General features: G+C 69.9%; 17 protein-coding genes. All 17 read left to right on the top strand.

Going from position 1 to position 18474, the window contains the following annotated elements; genetic code table 11:
• The first annotated feature begins 108 nt into the window (after window positions 1–108).
• The 17 genes from thrB to atpA all read left to right on the top strand — a co-directional run bounded on the left by thrB (window position 109) and on the right by atpA (window position 18474).
• Complete coding sequence (gene thrB, locus ACWGH0_RS10155) at window positions 109–1029, top strand: homoserine kinase (protein ID WP_453403695.1); 921 nt, start codon at window positions 109–111, stop codon at window positions 1027–1029.
• A gap of 336 nt (window positions 1030–1365) precedes the next feature.
• The gene (gene rho, locus ACWGH0_RS10150) at window positions 1366–3423 is read left to right on the top strand and encodes a transcription termination factor Rho (RefSeq protein WP_453403694.1); all 2058 of its coding nucleotides are present in this window, start codon (window positions 1366–1368) and stop codon (window positions 3421–3423) included.
• A 344-nt stretch (window positions 3424–3767) separates the two neighbouring features.
• Window positions 3768–5405 (top strand): trypsin-like serine protease, encoded by a 1638-nt coding sequence (locus tag ACWGH0_RS10145; protein ID WP_453403758.1) that lies wholly within the window; start codon window positions 3768–3770, stop codon window positions 5403–5405.
• 199 nt (window positions 5406–5604) lie between these two features.
• Window positions 5605–6720, top strand: coding sequence for an LCP family protein (locus ACWGH0_RS10140; protein WP_453403693.1), 1116 nt, complete (start codon window positions 5605–5607; stop codon window positions 6718–6720).
• A gap of 136 nt (window positions 6721–6856) precedes the next feature.
• Entirely contained in the window at window positions 6857–7075 is a 219-nt protein-coding gene (gene rpmE, locus ACWGH0_RS10135; protein WP_453403692.1) for a 50S ribosomal protein L31, read from the top strand.
• A gap of 113 nt (window positions 7076–7188) precedes the next feature.
• A complete protein-coding gene (gene prfA / locus ACWGH0_RS10130) occupies window positions 7189–8277 on the top strand; it encodes a peptide chain release factor 1 (protein ID WP_453403691.1) in 1089 nt (362 codons plus the stop codon).
• A 42-nt stretch (window positions 8278–8319) separates the two neighbouring features.
• Window positions 8320–9165, top strand: a complete 846-nt coding sequence (prmC, locus tag ACWGH0_RS10125) for a peptide chain release factor N(5)-glutamine methyltransferase (RefSeq protein WP_138900238.1) — start codon at window positions 8320–8322, stop codon at window positions 9163–9165.
• Between the two features lie 44 nt (window positions 9166–9209).
• On the top strand, window positions 9210–9857 hold the full coding sequence (locus ACWGH0_RS10120) for an L-threonylcarbamoyladenylate synthase (RefSeq protein ID WP_453403690.1): 648 nt from the start codon (window positions 9210–9212) through the stop codon (window positions 9855–9857).
• A complete protein-coding gene (locus ACWGH0_RS10115) occupies window positions 9854–10501 on the top strand; it encodes an arsenate reductase/protein-tyrosine-phosphatase family protein (RefSeq protein WP_453403689.1) in 648 nt (215 codons plus the stop codon). Before ACWGH0_RS10120 ends, ACWGH0_RS10115 begins: the two co-directional genes overlap by 4 nt.
• Before the next feature lie 78 nt (window positions 10502–10579).
• Window positions 10580–11842, top strand: a complete 1263-nt coding sequence (locus ACWGH0_RS10110; protein ID WP_453403688.1) for a serine hydroxymethyltransferase — start codon at window positions 10580–10582, stop codon at window positions 11840–11842.
• Window positions 11843–11947: 105 nt separating this feature from the next.
• Window positions 11948–13297, top strand: coding sequence for an MraY family glycosyltransferase (locus tag ACWGH0_RS10105; protein WP_453403687.1), 1350 nt, complete (start codon window positions 11948–11950; stop codon window positions 13295–13297).
• A gap of 264 nt (window positions 13298–13561) precedes the next feature.
• The gene (locus ACWGH0_RS10100; protein WP_453403686.1) at window positions 13562–13999 is read left to right on the top strand and encodes a hypothetical protein; all 438 of its coding nucleotides are present in this window, start codon (window positions 13562–13564) and stop codon (window positions 13997–13999) included.
• Window positions 14000–14224: 225 nt separating this feature from the next.
• On the top strand, window positions 14225–15043 hold the full coding sequence (atpB, locus tag ACWGH0_RS10095; RefSeq protein WP_344492868.1) for a F0F1 ATP synthase subunit A: 819 nt from the start codon (window positions 14225–14227) through the stop codon (window positions 15041–15043).
• A 76-nt stretch (window positions 15044–15119) separates the two neighbouring features.
• Window positions 15120–15356, top strand: coding sequence for an ATP synthase F0 subunit C (gene atpE, locus ACWGH0_RS10090; RefSeq protein ID WP_344492866.1), 237 nt, complete (start codon window positions 15120–15122; stop codon window positions 15354–15356).
• A 39-nt stretch (window positions 15357–15395) separates the two neighbouring features.
• Entirely contained in the window at window positions 15396–15938 is a 543-nt protein-coding gene (locus tag ACWGH0_RS10085) for a F0F1 ATP synthase subunit B (protein ID WP_453403685.1), read from the top strand.
• The gene (locus ACWGH0_RS10080; protein ID WP_453403684.1) at window positions 15935–16750 is read left to right on the top strand and encodes a F0F1 ATP synthase subunit delta; all 816 of its coding nucleotides are present in this window, start codon (window positions 15935–15937) and stop codon (window positions 16748–16750) included. Before ACWGH0_RS10085 ends, ACWGH0_RS10080 begins: the two co-directional genes overlap by 4 nt.
• Window positions 16751–16878: 128 nt before the next feature.
• Window positions 16879–18474, top strand: coding sequence for a F0F1 ATP synthase subunit alpha (gene atpA, locus ACWGH0_RS10075; RefSeq protein ID WP_138900247.1), 1596 nt, complete (start codon window positions 16879–16881; stop codon window positions 18472–18474).

Here is an 18474-nt window from a genome sequence, read left to right as displayed (position 1 = left end):
CCGCATATGCCGCGGTGCTGTTGCCGTCATGGCCTTCGGGTGTTCGCACGTCCCCCAGAGTGTCGCAGTCCGCACATCTCGCAGTCCTACAAGGAGAGTCGTCGAGCGATGGCCGGTCCCGCGTTCCGCGCCGCCGCCGTAAGGGTGCGCGTCCCCGCCACCAGCGCAAACCTCGGCCCCGGCTTCGATGCCCTGGGCCTGTCGCTGGGGCTGTACGACGACGTCGTCGTCCGGGTCGCCGACTCCGGGCTGCACGTCGACATCGCGGGCGAGGGCGCCGAGACGCTGCCCCGCGACGAGAGCCACCTGCTCGTACGGTCGCTGCGCACCGCCTTCGACCTGCTCGGCGGACAGCCGCGCGGCCTCGAGGTCGTCTGCGCCAACCGCATCCCGCACGGCCGCGGCCTCGGCTCCTCCTCCGCCGCCATCTGCGCCGGCATCGTCGCCGCGCGCGCCGTGACCATAGGCGGCGACGCACGGCTCGACGAGGCCGCGCTGCTGGAGCTGGCGACCGAGATCGAGGGCCACCCCGACAACGTGGCCGCCTGCCTGCTCGGCGGCTTCACGCTCGCCTGGACCGACGGGGGAGCGGCCCGGGCGATCAGGATGGATCCCGCGCATTCCATCGTTCCGGTGGTCTTCGTCCCCGGTAAGCCGGTACTCACCGAGACCGCCCGCGGCCTGCTGCCGCGCACCGTCCCCCACGTGGACGCCGCCGCCAACGCGGGCCGCGCCGCCCTGCTCGTGGAGGCCCTGACCAGGCGACCCGAGCTGCTGCTCGCGGCGACCGAGGACCGACTGCACCAGGACTACCGCGCCCCGGCCATGCCGGAGAGCCTGGCCCTGGTCAACCGACTGCGCGCGGACGGCGTCCCCGCGGTCATCTCCGGCGCGGGCCCCACGGTGCTCGCGCTGGTCGAGGACAGTGCGGCCGACAAGGTCGCACGGCTGGCGGGCGAGGGGTGGGCGGCCAACCGGCTGGCTCTCGACGCCGCGGGAGCGAGTGTCCTGCCCCTCGGGGCCCAGTGACACGCGATTGCCGGTGAACGAGAGGGGGAATATTTGTTGGATCCGGTAGTGTTAATCTCAAGTCTGCACCCGGCGTCCTTGTGGCGCGGTGCATCGTGTCCCCGTTCGGGACCACCCTTCTTCCGGGAGCCTCCCCAACTGCCTGAGCAGCCTGCCTGAGCAGTTTCGAGCACGCTCCGGAACCGGCAATGCAAGAGCCGGACCCCCAGCACGTTTATCTCTTCCGCCGTATCCGGCGGACCACCGCCCCGGCACGGTTCACCAAGACCGCAGTCGGACAGCACAACCGGTCGCCGAGCCAGACAGGCCGACGTCCGCTCCAGGGAAGGACCCTTCGTGAGCGACACCACCGATCTGATGGGCGTGACTGCCGACAAGAATGTCGACAACACCGCGTCCGCCGCAGGTGCTGCCACTGGTAGTGCCGCACGGCGCCGCCGCTCCGGCACCGGCCTCGACGGCATGGTCCTGGCCGAGCTGCAGCAGGTCGCGTCCGGCCTCGGCATCAGGGGCACCGCGCGTATGCGCAAGAGCCAGCTGATCGAGGTCATCAAGGAAACGCAGGCCGGCGGCTCCGCCCCGGCCAAGAGCGCCGACACGGCCGGCTCAACCGCCGAGGCCAAGCCGAAGCGCCGCGCCACCTCCAAGGCCCGTACGGGCGACGAGAGCGCCAAGGCCCCGGCCGCCGCGCCCGCCGCCGAGCAGGCCGTGGCGCAGCAGCAGATCGACATCCCCGGTCAGCCGGCCAGCGACGACCAGCCGGCCGGCGAGCGCCGCCGGCGTCGCGCCACCGCGCAGGCGGGCAGCCCCGAGTCGGCTGTCGCCACCGAGGTGAAGGCCGAGCCCAAGGCCGACCTCAAGACCGAGGTACGGACCGACGCGCAGCCCGAGGCCAAGGCCGAGGCCGCCGTCGACACCGCCGAGGGCCGCCGCGGCGACCGCCAGGAGCGCGGTCAGCGCGGCGACCGCCGGGAGCGCGGTCAGCGCGACCGCGGCGAGCGCGGGGAGCGCGGTGACGGCCAGCGCGGCGACCGCCAGGAGCGCGGGGACCGCGGCGACCGCCGTGACCGCGGCAAGGGCGACGACCAGGGCGGCCAGCGCCAGCAGCGCCAGGGCGGCCCGCAGGGCGCCGGACCCCAGGACGACGACGATTTCGAGGGTGGCCGCCGTGGCCGCCGCGGCCGCTACCGCGACCGCCGTGGCCGTCGTGGCCGCGAGGAGTTCGGCAGCGACGCGCCGCCGGTCTCCGACGACGACGTCCTGATCCCCGTCGCGGGCATCCTGGACATCCTCGACAACTACGCGTTCATCCGGACCTCCGGCTACCTGCCGGGCCCGAACGACGTGTACGTGTCGCTCGCCCAGGTCCGCAAGAACGGCCTGCGCAAGGGTGACCACGTCACCGGCGCCGTCCGCCAGCCCAAGGACGGCGAGCGCCGCGAGAAGTTCAACGCGCTCGTACGCCTCGACTCGGCGAACGGCATGGCGGCCGAATCCGGCCGCGGGCGCCCGGAGTTCAACAAGCTGACGCCGCTGTACCCGCAGGACCGTCTGCGTCTGGAGACCGACCCGGGCGTCCTGACGACCCGGATCATCGACCTCGTCGCGCCGATCGGCAAGGGCCAGCGCGGCCTGATCGTGGCCCCGCCGAAGACCGGCAAGACCATGATCATGCAGGCGATCGCCAACGCGATCACGGTGAACAACCCCGAGTGCCACCTGATGGTCGTCCTCGTCGACGAGCGTCCGGAAGAGGTCACCGACATGCAGCGGTCGGTGAAGGGCGAGGTCATCTCCTCGACCTTCGACCGCCCGGCCGAGGACCACACCACCGTCGCCGAGCTGGCCATCGAGCGCGCCAAGCGTCTCGTCGAGCTGGGTCACGACGTGGTCGTCCTGCTGGACTCGATCACCCGTCTGGGCCGTGCGTACAACCTCGCGGCTCCCGCCTCCGGACGCATCCTGTCCGGTGGTGTCGACTCGACCGCGCTCTACCCGCCGAAGCGCTTCTTCGGTGCGGCGCGCAACATCGAGGACGGCGGCTCGCTGACCATCCTGGCCACCGCGCTCGTCGAGACCGGCTCGCGCATGGACGAGGTGATCTTCGAGGAGTTCAAGGGCACCGGCAACATGGAGCTCAAGCTCGACCGGAAGCTCGCCGACAAGCGCATCTTCCCGGCTGTCGACGTCGACCCGTCCGGCACCCGCAAGGAGGAGATCCTCCTCAACGCGGAAGAGCTCGCCATCGTCTGGAAGCTGCGCCGGGTGCTGCACGCGCTCGACTCGCAGCAGGCGATCGAGCTCCTGCTGGACAAGATGAAGCAGACGAAGTCGAACGCCGAGTTCCTGATGCAGATCGCGAAGACGACTCCTTCGGGCAACAGCAGCGACTGACCGCCGCAGCACCACCGAGCCGCCCCGCCACGCAAGTGGCGGGGCGGCTTCGTTGTGTCCGGCGACAGTGGTGGCGGTCGACTTGGCCCGCCCCAAACCCGTAAACCGTGCATGTTTTGCCAAGTTGTGTTCACCGCTCGGCCACAACTGGCCGCGAATGTACGGGAGTCGGTCGTACGATCGATCGGCCGCAGCCGGGGGGAACCCCTCTGCGGCGCCTTCACGTACATCTGCATCAGGAGTCCCGAGTGATCTCTGGCAAGCCGGGCGGCAAGCACCGCCGCCGGATACGCACGGCCGTACCGGCGGCAGGGGCCGCGATCGCCGCCGCCGTCGCGGCGGCGATGCTGACGGCCCCGGCCGGCGCGGCGTCCCCGACGCCCGTGCCCACGAGCGAGCCGGCCGTCACCGCGCCCTCCCCGGCCGAGCTGGAAGCCCGTCTGGCCGCCGCGCTCAAGAGGACCGACGAGCCGCCCGCGGTCGACAGGTTCTCCTCGGGCGGGACCATCGAGCCGATGGTCATCGGCGGTACGGACACGAGCATCGCCTCGGCCCCCTGGATGGCCCAGCTCTTCTACAACGACGGGCCCGACTCCTTCTTCTGCGGCGGCGCCGTCGTCGCGCCGACGAAGATCCTCACCGCTGCGCACTGCGTCAAGGGCGTCGACTGGAAGGGCAAGGGCGTCGTCGTCACCGGCAGCGAGAAGCTGGGCTCGGGCGCCAGGTCGGCCGTGTGGCGGCAGTGGAGCCACCCCAAGTACAGCGACCGCACGCTCGACAACGACATCGCGGTCCTCACCCTGGCCTCCCCGGTCAAGGCCAGGCCGATCGCCACGGCGAAGTCGGACGACACCTCGTCGTACCGTGCCGGGACCAAGGCCACGGTCTACGGCTGGGGCCGCACCACCTCCACGAGCAACGCCGTCTCGCAGACCCTCCGCAAGGCGGAGCTGCCCCTCAACTCGAATGCCACGTGCGCGGACTGGCAGCTCGGCCACCAGTTCGTCAAGGGCCACATGGTCTGCGCGGGCAAGCCCGCCGGCGGTCGCGACAGCAACACCAAGACCGCCTGCAACGGCGACTCCGGCGGCCCCCTGGTCGTCGGCGGAAGGGTCGTCGGCGTGGTGTCGTGGGGCGTCAAGGACTGCGTCGAGAAGGGCGCGTACAGCGTCTACGCGAAGGTCTCCTCGTACGCCGGATCCGTCGTCCCGCGCGTCGACGACGCCAACCTGACCGGCGACCACCGGTCCGACGTCCTCGCCCGCCGCGGCTCGGACGGCCGGCTCCACTCCTACGCCTCCCGGGGCAGGTCGTTCGCCGCGCGCGCCGACCAGGGCGACTACAGCGGCGCGAACGTGATCCTCCAGAGCGACCTGAACCGGGACGGCTTCGAGGACCTCGTGGTACGCACCACATCCGGGGACCTCGTGTGGTCGCACTACGTGCCGTCGACCCGGAAGTGGGCCAACACGAGGATCGCGTCCGGCTGGGGCTCCAGGAAGCACATCGTCGTCCCCGGCGACGTCACCGGGGACGCCCTGCCCGACCTCCTGTCCGTCGACTCCGCGGGTGTCCTGTGGATCTATCCGGGCAAGGGCGACGGAGCCTTCTCGCCCCGGGTGAAGGCCGGCACGGGGTGGGGAGCGTTCAACTCCGTTCGCGGCAACGGCGACTTCACCGGCGACGGCAAGGCGGACCTCATCACGCGCAGGTCGGGGACGTCCGAGGTCTTCCTCCACAAGGGGACCGGCAGGGCCGGCTCCGGCGCCTTCGCCGCCGCGGTGAAGGCGCGTACGTGGAGCGGCTACAACGCCTTCGACGCGGCCGGCGACGTGACCGGTGACGGCAGGGCCGACTACCTGGCCCGTACGCCCGGCGGCACGGCGTACCTCTACCCGGGCACCGGAAAGGGCACGTCGGAGATCTTCGCCACACGCGTCAAGATCGGGACCGGCTGGCAGCAGTACGACATCTTCGGCTGAAAACCCTGGTGAGAGGCGGCTTCACGTCCTCTCGTCCGGACTTCTCCGCCGCGCCCTGTGGCCCCTGCCCCCAGCAGGGGCCACAGGGCGTTGTGCAACCCTTCACGGTGCTCCGCCGTCTGACAAGTGTCGTAAGTGCCGACATACCGTGCCTGATCACCGCGGCCGGAGGTACCGGAACCGACGAGCTGGGGAGAACATGGCCGAGCAGCAGAGCAGGAGCAGCCGAATACGGGGCACCGGCAGACGCCGGAAGGCCCCGGAGCCCGGCGGCCGTCCGAAGGCGCTGACGGTCACCGCGTGGGCCGCCGCGGGCGTCGTCGCGCTGGGCGGCGGCGGCCTCGGTCTCGCGTACTTCCAACTCAACGGCAATCTCAAGGGCGTTGACATCAACACCCAGCTCGGCGGCGACCGCCCCGACGACGTCGACAACGGCTCCCTGGACATCCTGGTCCTCGGCTCCGACTCCCGCTCCGGTGACAACGCCGAGTACGGCGAGGACCAGGGCGGCGCCCGCTCCGACACGGCGATGGTCATGCACGTGTACGAGGGCCGGAAGAAGGCCAGTGTCGTCTCCATACCGCGCGACACCCTGATCGACCGCCCCGCGTGCGCCTCGGACAGCGGCGGCGGCACCGTCCCGGGCGGCACCCACCGGATGTTCAACACGGCGTACGAGGTGGGCGGCCCGGCCTGCGCGGTGAAGACCGTCGAGAAGATGTCCGGCATCCGCATGGACCACTACGTCGAGGTCGACTTCACCGGCTTCAAGAAGCTCATCGACGAGCTGGGCGGGGTGGAGATCACCACCCGGCAGGCGATCGACGACGGCAAGAGCCACCTGCACCTGAAGCCGGGCACGCACACCCTCGACGGCGAGCAGTCGCTGGGCCTCGTACGGACCCGCAAGAGCGTCGGCGACGGCAGCGACCTCGGCCGCATCCAGCTCCAGCAGGCGTTCATGAAGGCGCTGATCGACCAGGTGAAGGACGTCGGCGTCCTCACCAGCCCGAAGAAGCTGTACGGCCTGGCCGACAGCGCCACCAAGGCCGTCACCACCGACTCCGACCTCGCCTCCGTGAAGGAGCTGACGAGCTTCGCACGCGGCCTCAAGGGCATCGGCGCCGGCGACATGAACATGGTGACGCTGCCGGTGCAGTACGACCCGGCCGACCCCAACCGCGTCCTGCCGCTCCAGCGCCAGGCGAAGCAGGTGTGGGACGCGCTGCGGCGGGACGAGCCCGTGCCGGCCTCCGCGACCAAGGACTCGGCGGGCGACAAGGGCGACGCGGGGAAGGTCCTTCGAAGCTCCTAGCGGGCCGGGAATAGTTCCGGCCGGTCCCCGGTTTTGGGAGATGCGGCCAGTGCTGGCAGACTGGTACGTCGGCCCCGGTTCACGTACGCGCAATCCGCGCGTGCGACCCGGCGCCCTCCCGAAACTAGGAGACACCTTGAAGCGCGAAATCCACCCCGAGTACGTCGAGACCCAGGTCAGCTGTACCTGTGGCGCCTCGTTCACCACCCGCAGCACGATCTCCAGCGGCTCCGTCCGTGCCGAGGTCTGCTCCGAGTGCCACCCGTTCTACACGGGCAAGCAGAAGATCCTCGACACCGGTGGCCGCGTGGCCCGCTTCGAGGCCCGCTTCGGCAAGGCTGCCGCCGCGAAGTAGCGAGCCAATGCGCCGGTCCTCGGCCGTCCCGTACCGGGGCGGCAAGGACCGGCGCTTTGTCGTGACGCACAGTCCGCACTTCCCTTTTCGTTTTGCAACCCAGGAGCCCGAAGATGTTCGAGGCGGTCGAGGATCTGATCGGTGAGCACGCCGATCTCGAGAAGAAGCTGGCCGATCCCTCGGTCCACGCCGACCAGGCGAACGCGCGCAGGCTGAACAAGCGCTACGCCGAACTGACCCCGATCATCGGGACGTACCGGGCCTGGAAGCAGACCGGCGAGGACATCGTCACGGCACGCGAATACGCGCACGACGACCCGGACTTCGCGGCCGAGCTCAAGCTGCTGGAGAAGCAGCAGGCCGAGCTCACCGAGAAGCTGCGGCTACTCCTCGTCCCGCGCGACCCCAGCGACGACAAGGACGTCATCCTCGAGGTCAAGGCGGGCGCGGGCGGCGACGAGTCGGCCCTGTTCGCCGGCGACCTGCTGCGCATGTACCTGCGGTACGCGGAGCGCGTCGGCTGGAAGACCGAGATCATCGACGCCACCGAGTCCGAGCTGGGCGGCTACAAGGACGTCCAGGTCGCCGTGAAGACCAAGGGCGGCAACGGGGCCACCGAGCCCGGCCAGGGCGTCTGGGCGCGGATGAAGTACGAGGGCGGCGTGCACCGCGTGCAGCGCGTGCCCTCCACCGAGTCCCAGGGCCGCATCCACACCTCCGCGGCCGGCGTGCTGGTCACCCCGGAGGCGGAGGAGGTCGACGTGGAGATCCACGCCAACGACCTGCGCATCGACGTCTACCGGTCGTCGGGCCCCGGCGGCCAGTCCGTCAACACCACCGACTCCGCGGTCCGCATCACGCACCTGCCGACCGGCGTCGTCGCCTCCTGCCAGAACGAGAAGAGCCAGCTCCAGAACAAGGAGCAGGCCATGCGCATCCTGCGCTCGCGGCTCCTCGCCGCCGCCCAGGAGGCCGCCGAGCAGGAAGCCTCCGACGTCCGCCGCAGCCAGGTCCGCACGGTTGACCGCTCGGAGAAGATCCGTACGTACAACTTCCCGGAAAACCGGATCTCGGACCACCGCGTGGGCTTCAAGGCGTACAACTTGGACCAGGTGCTCGACGGCGACCTGGACGCGGTGATCCAGGCATGCGTCGACGCCGACTCCGCCGCGAAGCTCGCGGCGGCCCAGGAAAGTCAGTAAGCCAGCAAATTTAGTAAGCCCCCTGCAAGCCGGAGGACCGGGATGAATCTGCTGCTCGCCGAGGTGGCCCAGGCCACCCAGCGGCTGGCCGACGCCGGCGTGCCCTCACCGCGGTTCGACGCGGAGGAGCTCGCCGCGTTCGTGCACGGCGTCAAGCGGGGGGAGCTGCACAACGTCAAGGACGCGGACTTCGACGCCCGCTACTGGGAGACGATCGCGCGCCGCGAGGCCCGCGAACCGTTGCAGCACATCACCGGACGCGCCTTCTTCCGCTTCCTGGAGCTCCAGGTCGGCCCCGGCGTCTTCGTCCCGCGCCCGGAGACCGAGTCCGTCGTCGGCTGGGCCATAGACGCCGTACGCGCCATGGACGTCGTCGAGCCGCTCATCGTCGACCTGTGCACCGGCTCCGGCGCCATCGCCCTCGCCATGGCCCAGGAGGTCCCGCGCTCGCGTGTGCACGGCGTCGAGCTGTCCGACGACGCCATCAAGTGGACCCGCAAGAACGCCGAGGGCTCGCGCGTCACCATCCACCAGGGCGACGCCCGGGACGCGCTTCCCGAGCTCGACGGCCAGGTGGACCTCGTCGTCTCCAACCCGCCGTACATCCCGCTCACCGAGTGGGAGTACGTCGCCCCCGAGGCCCGCGACCACGACCCGGAGATGGCCCTCTTCTCCGGCGAGGACGGCCTCGACCTGATCCGCCACATCGAGCGGACCGCCCACCGCCTGCTGCGCCCCGGCGGCGTCGTCGTGATCGAGCACGCCGACACCCAGGGCGGCCAGGTGCCGTGGATCTTCACCGAGGAACGTGGCTGGGCCGACGCGGCCGACCACCCCGACCTCAACAACCGGCCCCGCTTCGCGACCGCCCGCAAGGCCATGCCGTGACCGCCGGCCGCAGAAACCAGTTCCCGCACGAGGAGGCCCGTTAAATGGCACGGCGATACGACTGCAACGACGCGACGGACCGCACGACCGGTCTTCGTGAAGCCGCGGCCGCCGTCCGCCGTGGCGAGCTGGTCGTCCTCCCGACCGACACCGTCTACGGCATCGGAGCCGACGCCTTCAGCGCCGAGGCCGTCGGCGACCTCCTGGAGGCCAAGGGACGCGGGCGCAACATGCCCACCCCCGTCCTCATCGGCTCCCCGAACACCCTGCACGGGCTGGTCACCGACTTCTCCGAGCAGGCGTGGGAGCTCGTCGACGCGTTCTGGCCGGGCGCGCTGACCCTCGTCGCGCGGCACCAGCCGTCCCTCCAGTGGGACCTGGGCGAGACGCGCGGCACGGTCGCCGTCCGCATGCCCCTGCACCCGGTCGCGATCGAGCTGCTGACCGAGTTCGGCCCGATGGCCGTCTCCAGCGCCAACCTCACGGGACACCCCGCGCCGGAGGACTGCGACGCCGCCCAGGCCATGCTCGGCGACTCCGTCTCCGTGTACCTCGACGGCGGTCCGACGCCGGGCATCGTCCCGTCGTCGATCGTCGACGTCACCGGGAAGGTCCCCGTCCTGCTGCGGGCCGGCGCACTCGACGCAGAGGAACTGCGCAAGGTCGTACCCGACCTCGAGGTGGCCAGTTGACCGCCCTTGACGGGCGTGGCACAGCCGAAGGTATACCCGGGCAGACCTTCCGTATCCTCCACGTCAGCACCGGCAACGTCTGCCGCTCGCCGATCACCGAGCGGCTGACCCGCCATGCCCTCAGCTCCCGCCTCGGCGACCCGCTCACCCGCGGCCTCGTCGTCGAGAGCGCGGGGACCTGGGGGCACGAGGGCGCTCCCATGGAGGCGAACGCCGCCGCCGTCCTCGCCGACTTCGGCGCGGACGCGGCGGGCTTCACCGGACGCGAGCTCCTCGACGAGCACGTCATCCGCGCCGACCTCGTCCTGACCGCGACGCGCGACCACCGCGCGCAGGTCATCTCGATGGGCCACTCGGCGGGCCTGCGCACCTTCACGCTCAAGGAGTTCACGCGGCTCGTACGGGCCATCGACCCGGCGACGCTGCCCGATCCCCTCCAGGACGGCGTGGTGGAGCGCGCGAGGGCCCTCGTACGGGCCGCGGCGGCCCTCCGCGGCTGGCTGCTCGCCCCGAGCGTCGAGGCCGACGAGGTGTACGACCCGTACGGCGCTCCCATCACCTTCTTCCGCTCGATCGGCGACGAGATCAACACGGCGCTGGACCCCGTGGTGACGGCACTGACGGGCACCCCGACACGCACCTGACGCCGTACGCCGGGCGCCTCGCCCCGGGCCGTCCTACATTGGAGGGGCCCCACCCCTCCGCCAGGCCCGGAGCCAGCCATGCCGGTCACCGCCTCATCCCCCCAGCGCGAGCACGCCGTCCTCGGGGCCGGCTTCGAAGCGCTGAGCCGCCAGGACCCCGAGATCGCCGACGTCGTCCTCGGCGAGATGGGCCGTGAGGCCACCGGCCTCCAGCTGATCGCCGCCGAGAACTACTGCTCGCCCGCCGTCCTCGCGGCCCTCGGCTCCCCGCTCGCCAACAAGTACGCCGAGGGCTACCCCGGCGCCCGCCACCACGGCGGCTGCGAACTCGTCGACGTCGCCGAACGCATCGCGATCGACCGCGCCGCGCGCCTCTTCGGCGCCGAGCACGCCAACGTGCAGCCGCACTCCGGCTCCGCCGCCGTCCTCGCCGCCTACGCCGCGCTCCTGCGCCCGGGTGACACCGTCCTGGCGATGGGTCTCCCGTACGGGGGACACCTCACCCACGGGTCCCCGGCCAACTTCTCCGGCCGCTGGTTCGACTTCATCGGCTACGGCGTCGACCACGAGTCCGGCCTCATCGACTACGACCAGGTACGCCTCCTCGCCCGTACGCACCGGCCCAGGGCCATCGTCGTCGGCTCCATCGCGTACCCCAGGCACCCCGACTACGCGGCCTTCCGCGAGATCGCCGACGAGGCCGGCGCCTACCTCATCGCGGACGCCGCCCACCCCATCGGCCTGGTCGCCGGGGGAGCGGCCCCCAGTCCCGTTCCGTACGCGGACGTCGTGTGCGCCACCACGCACAAGGTGCTGCGCGGCCCGCGCGGCGGCATGCTGCTGTGCGGCGCGGAGCTCGCGCAGCGCATCGACCGGGCGGTCTTCCCCTTCACCCAGGGCGGCGCCCAGATGCACTCGGTGGCCGCCAAGGCGGTCGCGTTCGGCGAGGCGGCGGCCCCCGCCTTCGGCACGTACGTCCACCAGGTCGTCGCCAACGCCCGCGCCCTCGCCGACGCCCTGACGGCGCGGGGCTTCGCCGTCACCACCGGCGGCACGGACACCCACCTGATCACCGCGGATCCGTCGCCGCTGGGCGTGGAGGGCCGCGCGGCCCGCGGCCTGCTGGCGGCGGCCGGCCTGGTGGTGGACTGCTGCGCCCTGCCGTACGGCGACGAGCGCGGCATCCGACTCGGCACGGCGGCCGTCACGACCCAGGGCATGCGCGAGCCCGAGATGGCCCGCATCGCGGAATTCTTCGCGTCGGCCCTGCGCGGCGAGGGCCGCAAGGTGGCCGCTGAGGCACGGGATCTGGCCGGGAACTTCCCCCCGTATCCCGGCTGAGAACGTGCCGTGCAACCATCGACCGGTACCCGAATGTCCTGGAGCATGTGGCCGCGAAGCTAGGGTGTGGGGCTGAGATGGCCGGCGATACCTGTGGGGCTGCCCGTGCGTGAATACCTGCTGACGCTCTGCGTTACGGCGGCGGTGACTTATCTGCTGACCGGACCGGTGCGGAAGTTCGCCATCGCCACCGGCGCGATGCCGGAGATCCGGGCCCGTGACGTGCACCGGGAGCCGACTCCGCGGCTCGGTGGCATCGCGATGTTCGGCGGCCTGTGCGCCGGTCTGCTGGTGGCGGACCACCTGCAGAACCTCAGCAGCGTCTTCGAGCTGTCGAACGAGCCGCGTGCGCTGCTGTCCGGTGCCGCGGTGATCTGGCTCATCGGCGTACTGGACGACAAGTTCGAGATCGACGCGCTGATCAAGCTGGGCGGCCAGTTCATCGCCGCCGGCGTGATGGTCGCGCAGGGCCTGACGATCCTGTGGCTCCCGGTGCCCGGTGTCGGCCCGGTCTCGGTGACCGCCTGGCAGGGCAACCTCCTCACCGTCGCCCTCGTGGTGATCACCATCAACGCGGTGAACTTCGTCGACGGGCTCGACGGCCTGGCCGCCGGCATGGTCTGCATCGCCTCGGCGGCGTTCTTCATGTACGCGTACCGCATCTGGTACGGCTACGGCATCGAGGAAGCGGCCCCCGCCACCCTCTTCGCCGCGATCCTGATGGGCATGTGCATGGGATTCCTCCCGCACAACATGCATCCGGCCAGGATCTTCATGGGCGACTCCGGCTCGATGCTGATCGGCCTGGTCCTGGCGGCCGGCGCGATCTCGGTCACCGGCCAGGTGGACCCGGACGCCATGAAGCTCTTCCCGGGGGCCAGCACGCGCGATGTCACCCACGCGATGCTGCCGGTCTTCATCCCGCTGCTGCTGCCGCTGACGATCATCGCGATCCCCGTCGCGGACCTGCTGCTGGCGATCGTGCGCCGTACCTGGCAGGGCAAGTCGCCGTTCGCCGCGGACCGCGGCCACCTGCACCACCGGCTGCTGGAGATCGGGCACTCGCACAGCAGGGCCGTCCTGATCATGTACTTCTGGTCCGCGCTGATCGCCTTCGGCGCCGTCGCGTACTCGGTGCACTCGGCCAGCATGTGGATCGTGCTCGGCATCGTCGCGCTCAGCGCCGTCGGCCTGGTGCTCCTGCTGCTCCCGCGCTTCACACCCCGCGCCCCGCGATGGGCGGAGTCCTTCATCCCGCCCCGCTACCGCAGGAGCGGAAGGACGTACTCCGCGCTGGAACGCGAGACGCAGGAGGCGGTCGTGGCGGACGAGGCCGACGGGGCGGAAGAGGAACCGCAGGAGCGCACCCCGCTGCCGGCGGGCGTCAACGGAGCGACGGCCATCGGGCCCCGATCGCGCTTCCCCGAGCGGCGTAAGGCCGGAACGCCGCGCTGACGATTCGCCGCGCCAGGTCCCAATACCAGACAAACTCTCGGCCTGTCGCGCACAGACGGGCGCTGTCACTCTCATGTGTGACAGTGGGCACACCTCTTGGTAAAGACCTCATCAAATAGTTTGTGATACCGTTCACGAGACCCGGCGACAGAGCCGAGGAGCCGCAGTGCGACGGCTTTTCGGGTGCGAGGTGACACCTCGGTCCCGGCTTACGCTCGTCCATGACGACACCTACTGCCCCCACCAGCAAGCGGAGCTGCCGCCATGCCGTCCAACGACGTCCGGAGTCTCCTCCAGACCGCCGTACCCACCGCTGCCGCCGGCGCGATCGCCGCCGCCGTCAGCGCTGTGGTCGCGGGCGGCGAAGGAGCGCTCGGAGCCGTGGTCGCGACGCTGGTGGTGATCCTCTTCATGGGCGTGGGTCTCGTCGTACTCCAGCGGACCGCGAAGTCGCTTCCGCAGCTTTTCCAGGCGATGGGGCTGATGCTCTACACCGCCCAGTTGCTGCTGCTGTTCATCTTCGTGGCGCTGTTCAAGGACACCACCCTGTTCAACCCCAAGGCGTTCGCCATCACATTGGTCGCGACGACCCTTGTGTGGATCGCCGCTCAGGCGCGTGCGCACATGAAGGCCAAGATCCTTTACGTCGAACCGGAATCCTCCGAGGCGAAGAAGCCGAAGAACTCGGGGTCTTCGTCGTGAAGGGTAGGGCCGGTATAAAGGCGCGTTCGAGATCCTGCTATCGTCCGGTGCCAACTGCGGCACTGCGGGCGCGGGCATCCGAGCTGACGCCTGTTCCATCGCGAGGCTCAATGCCTGACAGCCGCCCCCACATCCGTTACACCAGTCCAGTGCCGAACCGCGGCCGCTTGCCGCGCCGACACAACGAGGTTGCCGTACCTATGCGCCACGCTGAAGGAGCCCGCGGTGAGTGCTGAAAAGACGACGCTCGCCTTCGATTGGAGCTGCCGCATCCTCGCCGACAACGGCTGTGGATTCCCGGCCCCGGGCCTGCACTCCTTTCTCTTCAAGCCGATGTTCACCGTCGGTGGCTACGAGTTCAACAAGCCGATGCTTCTGGCGCTGATTTCGACCGTCCTGGTCGTCGGCTTCTTCTGGGCGGCGTTCAGCAAGCCCAAGCTCGTGCCGGGCAAGCTTCAGATGATCGGCGAGGCGGGCTACGACTTCGTACGCCGCGGCATCGTCTACGAGACCCTCGGCAAGAGGGACGGTGAGAAGTACGTGCCACTGATGGTGTCGCTGTTCTTCTTCATCTGGATCATGAACATCTGGTCGGTCATCCCGCTCATGCAGTTCCCGGTGAGCTCGGTCATCGCCTTCCCGGCCGCCCTGGCGCTCATCGTCTACGTGCTCTGGATGTCTCTGACGTTCCGCACGCACGGTTTCGTCGGCGCCCTCAAGAACGTCACCGGCTACGACAAGTCGCTCGGCCCGGTGCTGCCGCTCGTCATGGTCATCGAGTTCTTCTCCAACGTGCTCGTCCGGCCGTTCACGCACATGGTCCGACTGTTCGCGAACATGTTCGCCGGTCACCTCCTGCTCGTGATGTTCACCGTCGCCAGCTGGTACCTGCTGAACAGCTGGATGATCCCGGCCGCAGGCGTCTCGTTCGTCATGACCATGGTCATGATCGTCTTCGAGCTCTTCGTGCAGCTTGTGCAGGCGTACGTCTTCGTGCTCCTGGCCTGCACCTACATCCAGGGCGCGCTCGCCAAGCACCACTGACCAGCGCCTGCCCAGTACAACCCCCATCGTCCGGTGGCCAACCCCCACCGGTCCGTACAGAGAAGGAAGAATCAGCATGGCTGCCACTGAGACCCTTGCTGCCGTCACCGGCTCCCTCGGCTCCATCGGTTACGGCCTCGCCGCCATCGGCCCCGGCGTCGGCGTCGGCATCATCTTCGGTAACGGCACCCAGGCCCTGGCCCGCCAGCCCGAGGCTGCCGGCCTGATCCGCGCCAACCAGATCCTCGGCTTCGCCTTCTGTGAGGCGCTCGCCCTGATCGGCATCGTCATGCCGTTCGTCTACGGTCCGTGATTTTCACCCCCGTAGATCTATTCGACGAAAGGCACTGATGTGAACGCGCTGGTATTGGCGGCGACTGAGGAGCAGAACCCCCTCATTCCGCCCGGTCCAGAGTTCGTCGTCGGGCTGCTCGCCTTCGCCGTCGTCTTCTTCTTCCTCGCCAAGAAGCTCCTCCCGGCCATCAACAAGGTCTTGGACGAGCGTCGCGAGGCGATCGAGGGTGGCATCGAGAAGGCCGATGCAGCTCAGACCGAGGCCCAGAGCGTGCTTGAGCAGTACAAGGCTCAGCTCGCCGAGGCCCGCCACGAGGCCGCCCGCCTGCGCCAGGAGGCGCTGGAACAGGGCACTGTGCTGAAGGAAGAACTTCGCGCAGAGGGTCAGCGCCAGCGCGACGAGATCATCGCCGCCGGCCACGCCCAGATCGAGGCGGACCGCAAGCAGGCCGCACAGTCGCTGCGTCAGGACGTGGGCAAGCTCGCCACCGACCTGGCCGGCAAGCTCGTCGGCGAGTCCCTTGAGGACCACGCCCGGCAGAGCCGCACGATCGACCGTTTCCTCAGCGAGCTCGAGGAGAAGGCCGAGGCCGCCCGATGAACGGAGCGAGCCGCGAGGCACTGGCCGCCGCACGTGAGCGTCTCGACGCGCTGACCGACAACACGTCGGTCGACGCGGCGAAGCTCGCCGGCGAGCTGGCCGCCGTCACCGCGCTGCTCGACCGCGAGGTGTCGCTGCGTCGGGTCCTCACCGACCCGGCGCAGGCCGGCGAGGCGAAGGCCCTGCTGGCCGCGCGACTGCTGAGCGGTCAGGTGGGTGGCGAAGCCGCCGACCTGGTCTCCGGCATGGTCCGCACCCGCTGGTCGCGGTCGCGTGACCTGGTCGACGCGATCGAGGAGCTGGCGGACACCGCCGACCTCACCGCGGCGCAGCAGGCAGGCGTGCTCGACGACGTGGAGGACGAGGTGTTCCGGTTCGGCCGGATCGTCGCGTCCGACACCGGGCTGCGTGCCGCGCTGACCGACCGGTCGGCGTCGGTGTCCGCCAAGAGCGAGCTGCTGCGCAGCTTGCTCGGCGGCAAGGCCCAGCCGGTCACCGAGCGTCTTGTGGTGCGTCTCGTGGCACAGCCGCGTGGACGTAGCCTGGAAGCGGGACTCGAGTCCCTGTCCAAGCTCGCCGCGGCGCGCCGCGACCGCATGGTCGCCGTCGTCACCACGGCGGTGCCGCTCACCGATCAGCAGAAGCAGCGCCTCGGCGCCGCACTGGCGAAGCTGTACGGACGCCAGATGCACCTGAACCTCGAAGTGGACCCCGAGGTCCTCGGCGGGATCCAGGTACAGATCGGTGACGAGGTCATCAACGGCACCATCGCGGACCGCCTCGAAGAGGCGACCCGTCGCATGGCCGGCTGACCAGCCACCAACTGAACACGTATCACTAGCGGCCCGGTTGGGCCGTGCAGAGATTGCAGAAGATTCCTGGGGGACGGCCCCCAGACCCCCAAGAACTTCGGGCCCAACAAGGAGAGCAGGGAACCCAGATGGCGGAGCTCACGATCCGGCCGGAGGAGATCCGGGACGCGCTGGAGAACTTTGTCCAGTCGTACCAGCCGGACGCGGCCTCGCGCGAGGAGGTCGGAACGGTAAGCGTTGCCGGCGACGGCATCGCGAAGGTCGAGGGTCTTCCCTCGGCCATGGCGAACGAGCTGCTGAAGTTCGAGGACGGCACCCTCGGCCTCGCCCTCAACCTTGAGGAGCGGGAGATCGGTGCGATCGTCCTCGGCGAGTTCAGCGGTATCGAGGAGGGCCAGCCGGTGCAGCGCACCGGTGAGGTGCTCTCCGTCGGCGTCGGCGAGGGCTACCTCGGCCGCGTCGTCGACCCGCTCGGCAACCCGATCGACGGTCTCGGCGAGATCGCGACCGAAAGCCGTCGCGCCCTCGAGCTGCAGGCCCCCGGCGTCATGGTCCGCAAGTCGGTCCACGAGCCGATGCAGACCGGCTACAAGGCCGTCGACGCGATGGTGCCGATCGGCCGTGGCCAGCGTCAGCTGATCATTGGCGACCGTCAGACCGGCAAGACCGCTCTGGCCGTCGACACGATCATCAACCAGCGCGACAACTGGCGCTCGGGCGACGTGAACAAGCAGGTGCGCTGCATCTACGTCGCCATCGGCCAGAAGGGCTCCACCATCGCGTCCGTACGCGGTGCGCTGGAGGAGGCGGGCGCGCTCGAGTACACGACGATCGTCGCCGCCCCGGCTTCCGACCCGGCCGGCTTCAAGTACCTCGCCCCGTACACCGGTTCGGCCATCGGCCAGCACTGGATGTACGCCGGCAAGCACGTCCTGATCATCTTCGACGACCTGTCGAAGCAGGCCGACGCCTACCGCTCCGTTTCGCTGCTGCTGCGCCGTCCGCCGGGCCGCGAGGCCTACCCGGGCGACGTCTTCTACCTGCACTCGCGTCTGCTCGAGCGCTGCGCGAAGCTCTCGGACGACATGGGCGCCGGTTCGATGACGGGTCTCCCGATCGTCGAGACGCGGGCGAACGACGTGTCGGCGTTCATCCCGACCAACGTCATCTCCATCACCGACGGCCAGTGCTTCCTTGAGTCCGACCTGTTCAACGCGGGCCAGCGCCCGGCGCTGAACGTCGGTATCTCGGTCTCCCGCGTCGGTGGCTCCGCCCAGCACAAGGCCATGAAGCAGGTTTCCGGCCGACTGCGCGTGGACCTCGCCCAGTACCGCGAGCTGGAGGCGTTCGCCGCCTTCGGTTCCGACCTGGACGCGGCCTCGAAGGCGTCGCTGGAGCGCGGCAAGCGCATGGTCGAGCTGCTGAAGCAGCCGCAGTACGCGCCGTTCCCGGTCGAGGAGCAGGTCGTCTCCGTCTGGGCCGGCACCACCGGCAAGATGGACGACGTACCGGTCGAGGACATCCGCCGCTTCGAGAGCGAGCTGCTGGAGCACCTGCGCCGCGAGCGCAAGGAGCTCCTCACCTCGATCCGCGAGGGCGGCAAGATGTCGGACGACACGCTGCAGTCCGTCGCCGATGCCATCGCGGCCTTCAAGCGCCAGTTCGAGACCTCGGACGGGCAGCTCCTGGGCGAGGACGCGCCGGCCGTCAACGTCTCCAAGTGA

The sequence above is a fragment of the Streptomyces sp. NPDC054887 genome (assembly GCF_053610585.1).
The sequence above is the reverse complement of the archived record's forward strand: the minus strand, read 5'-3'. Positions and strand labels throughout refer to the sequence as shown.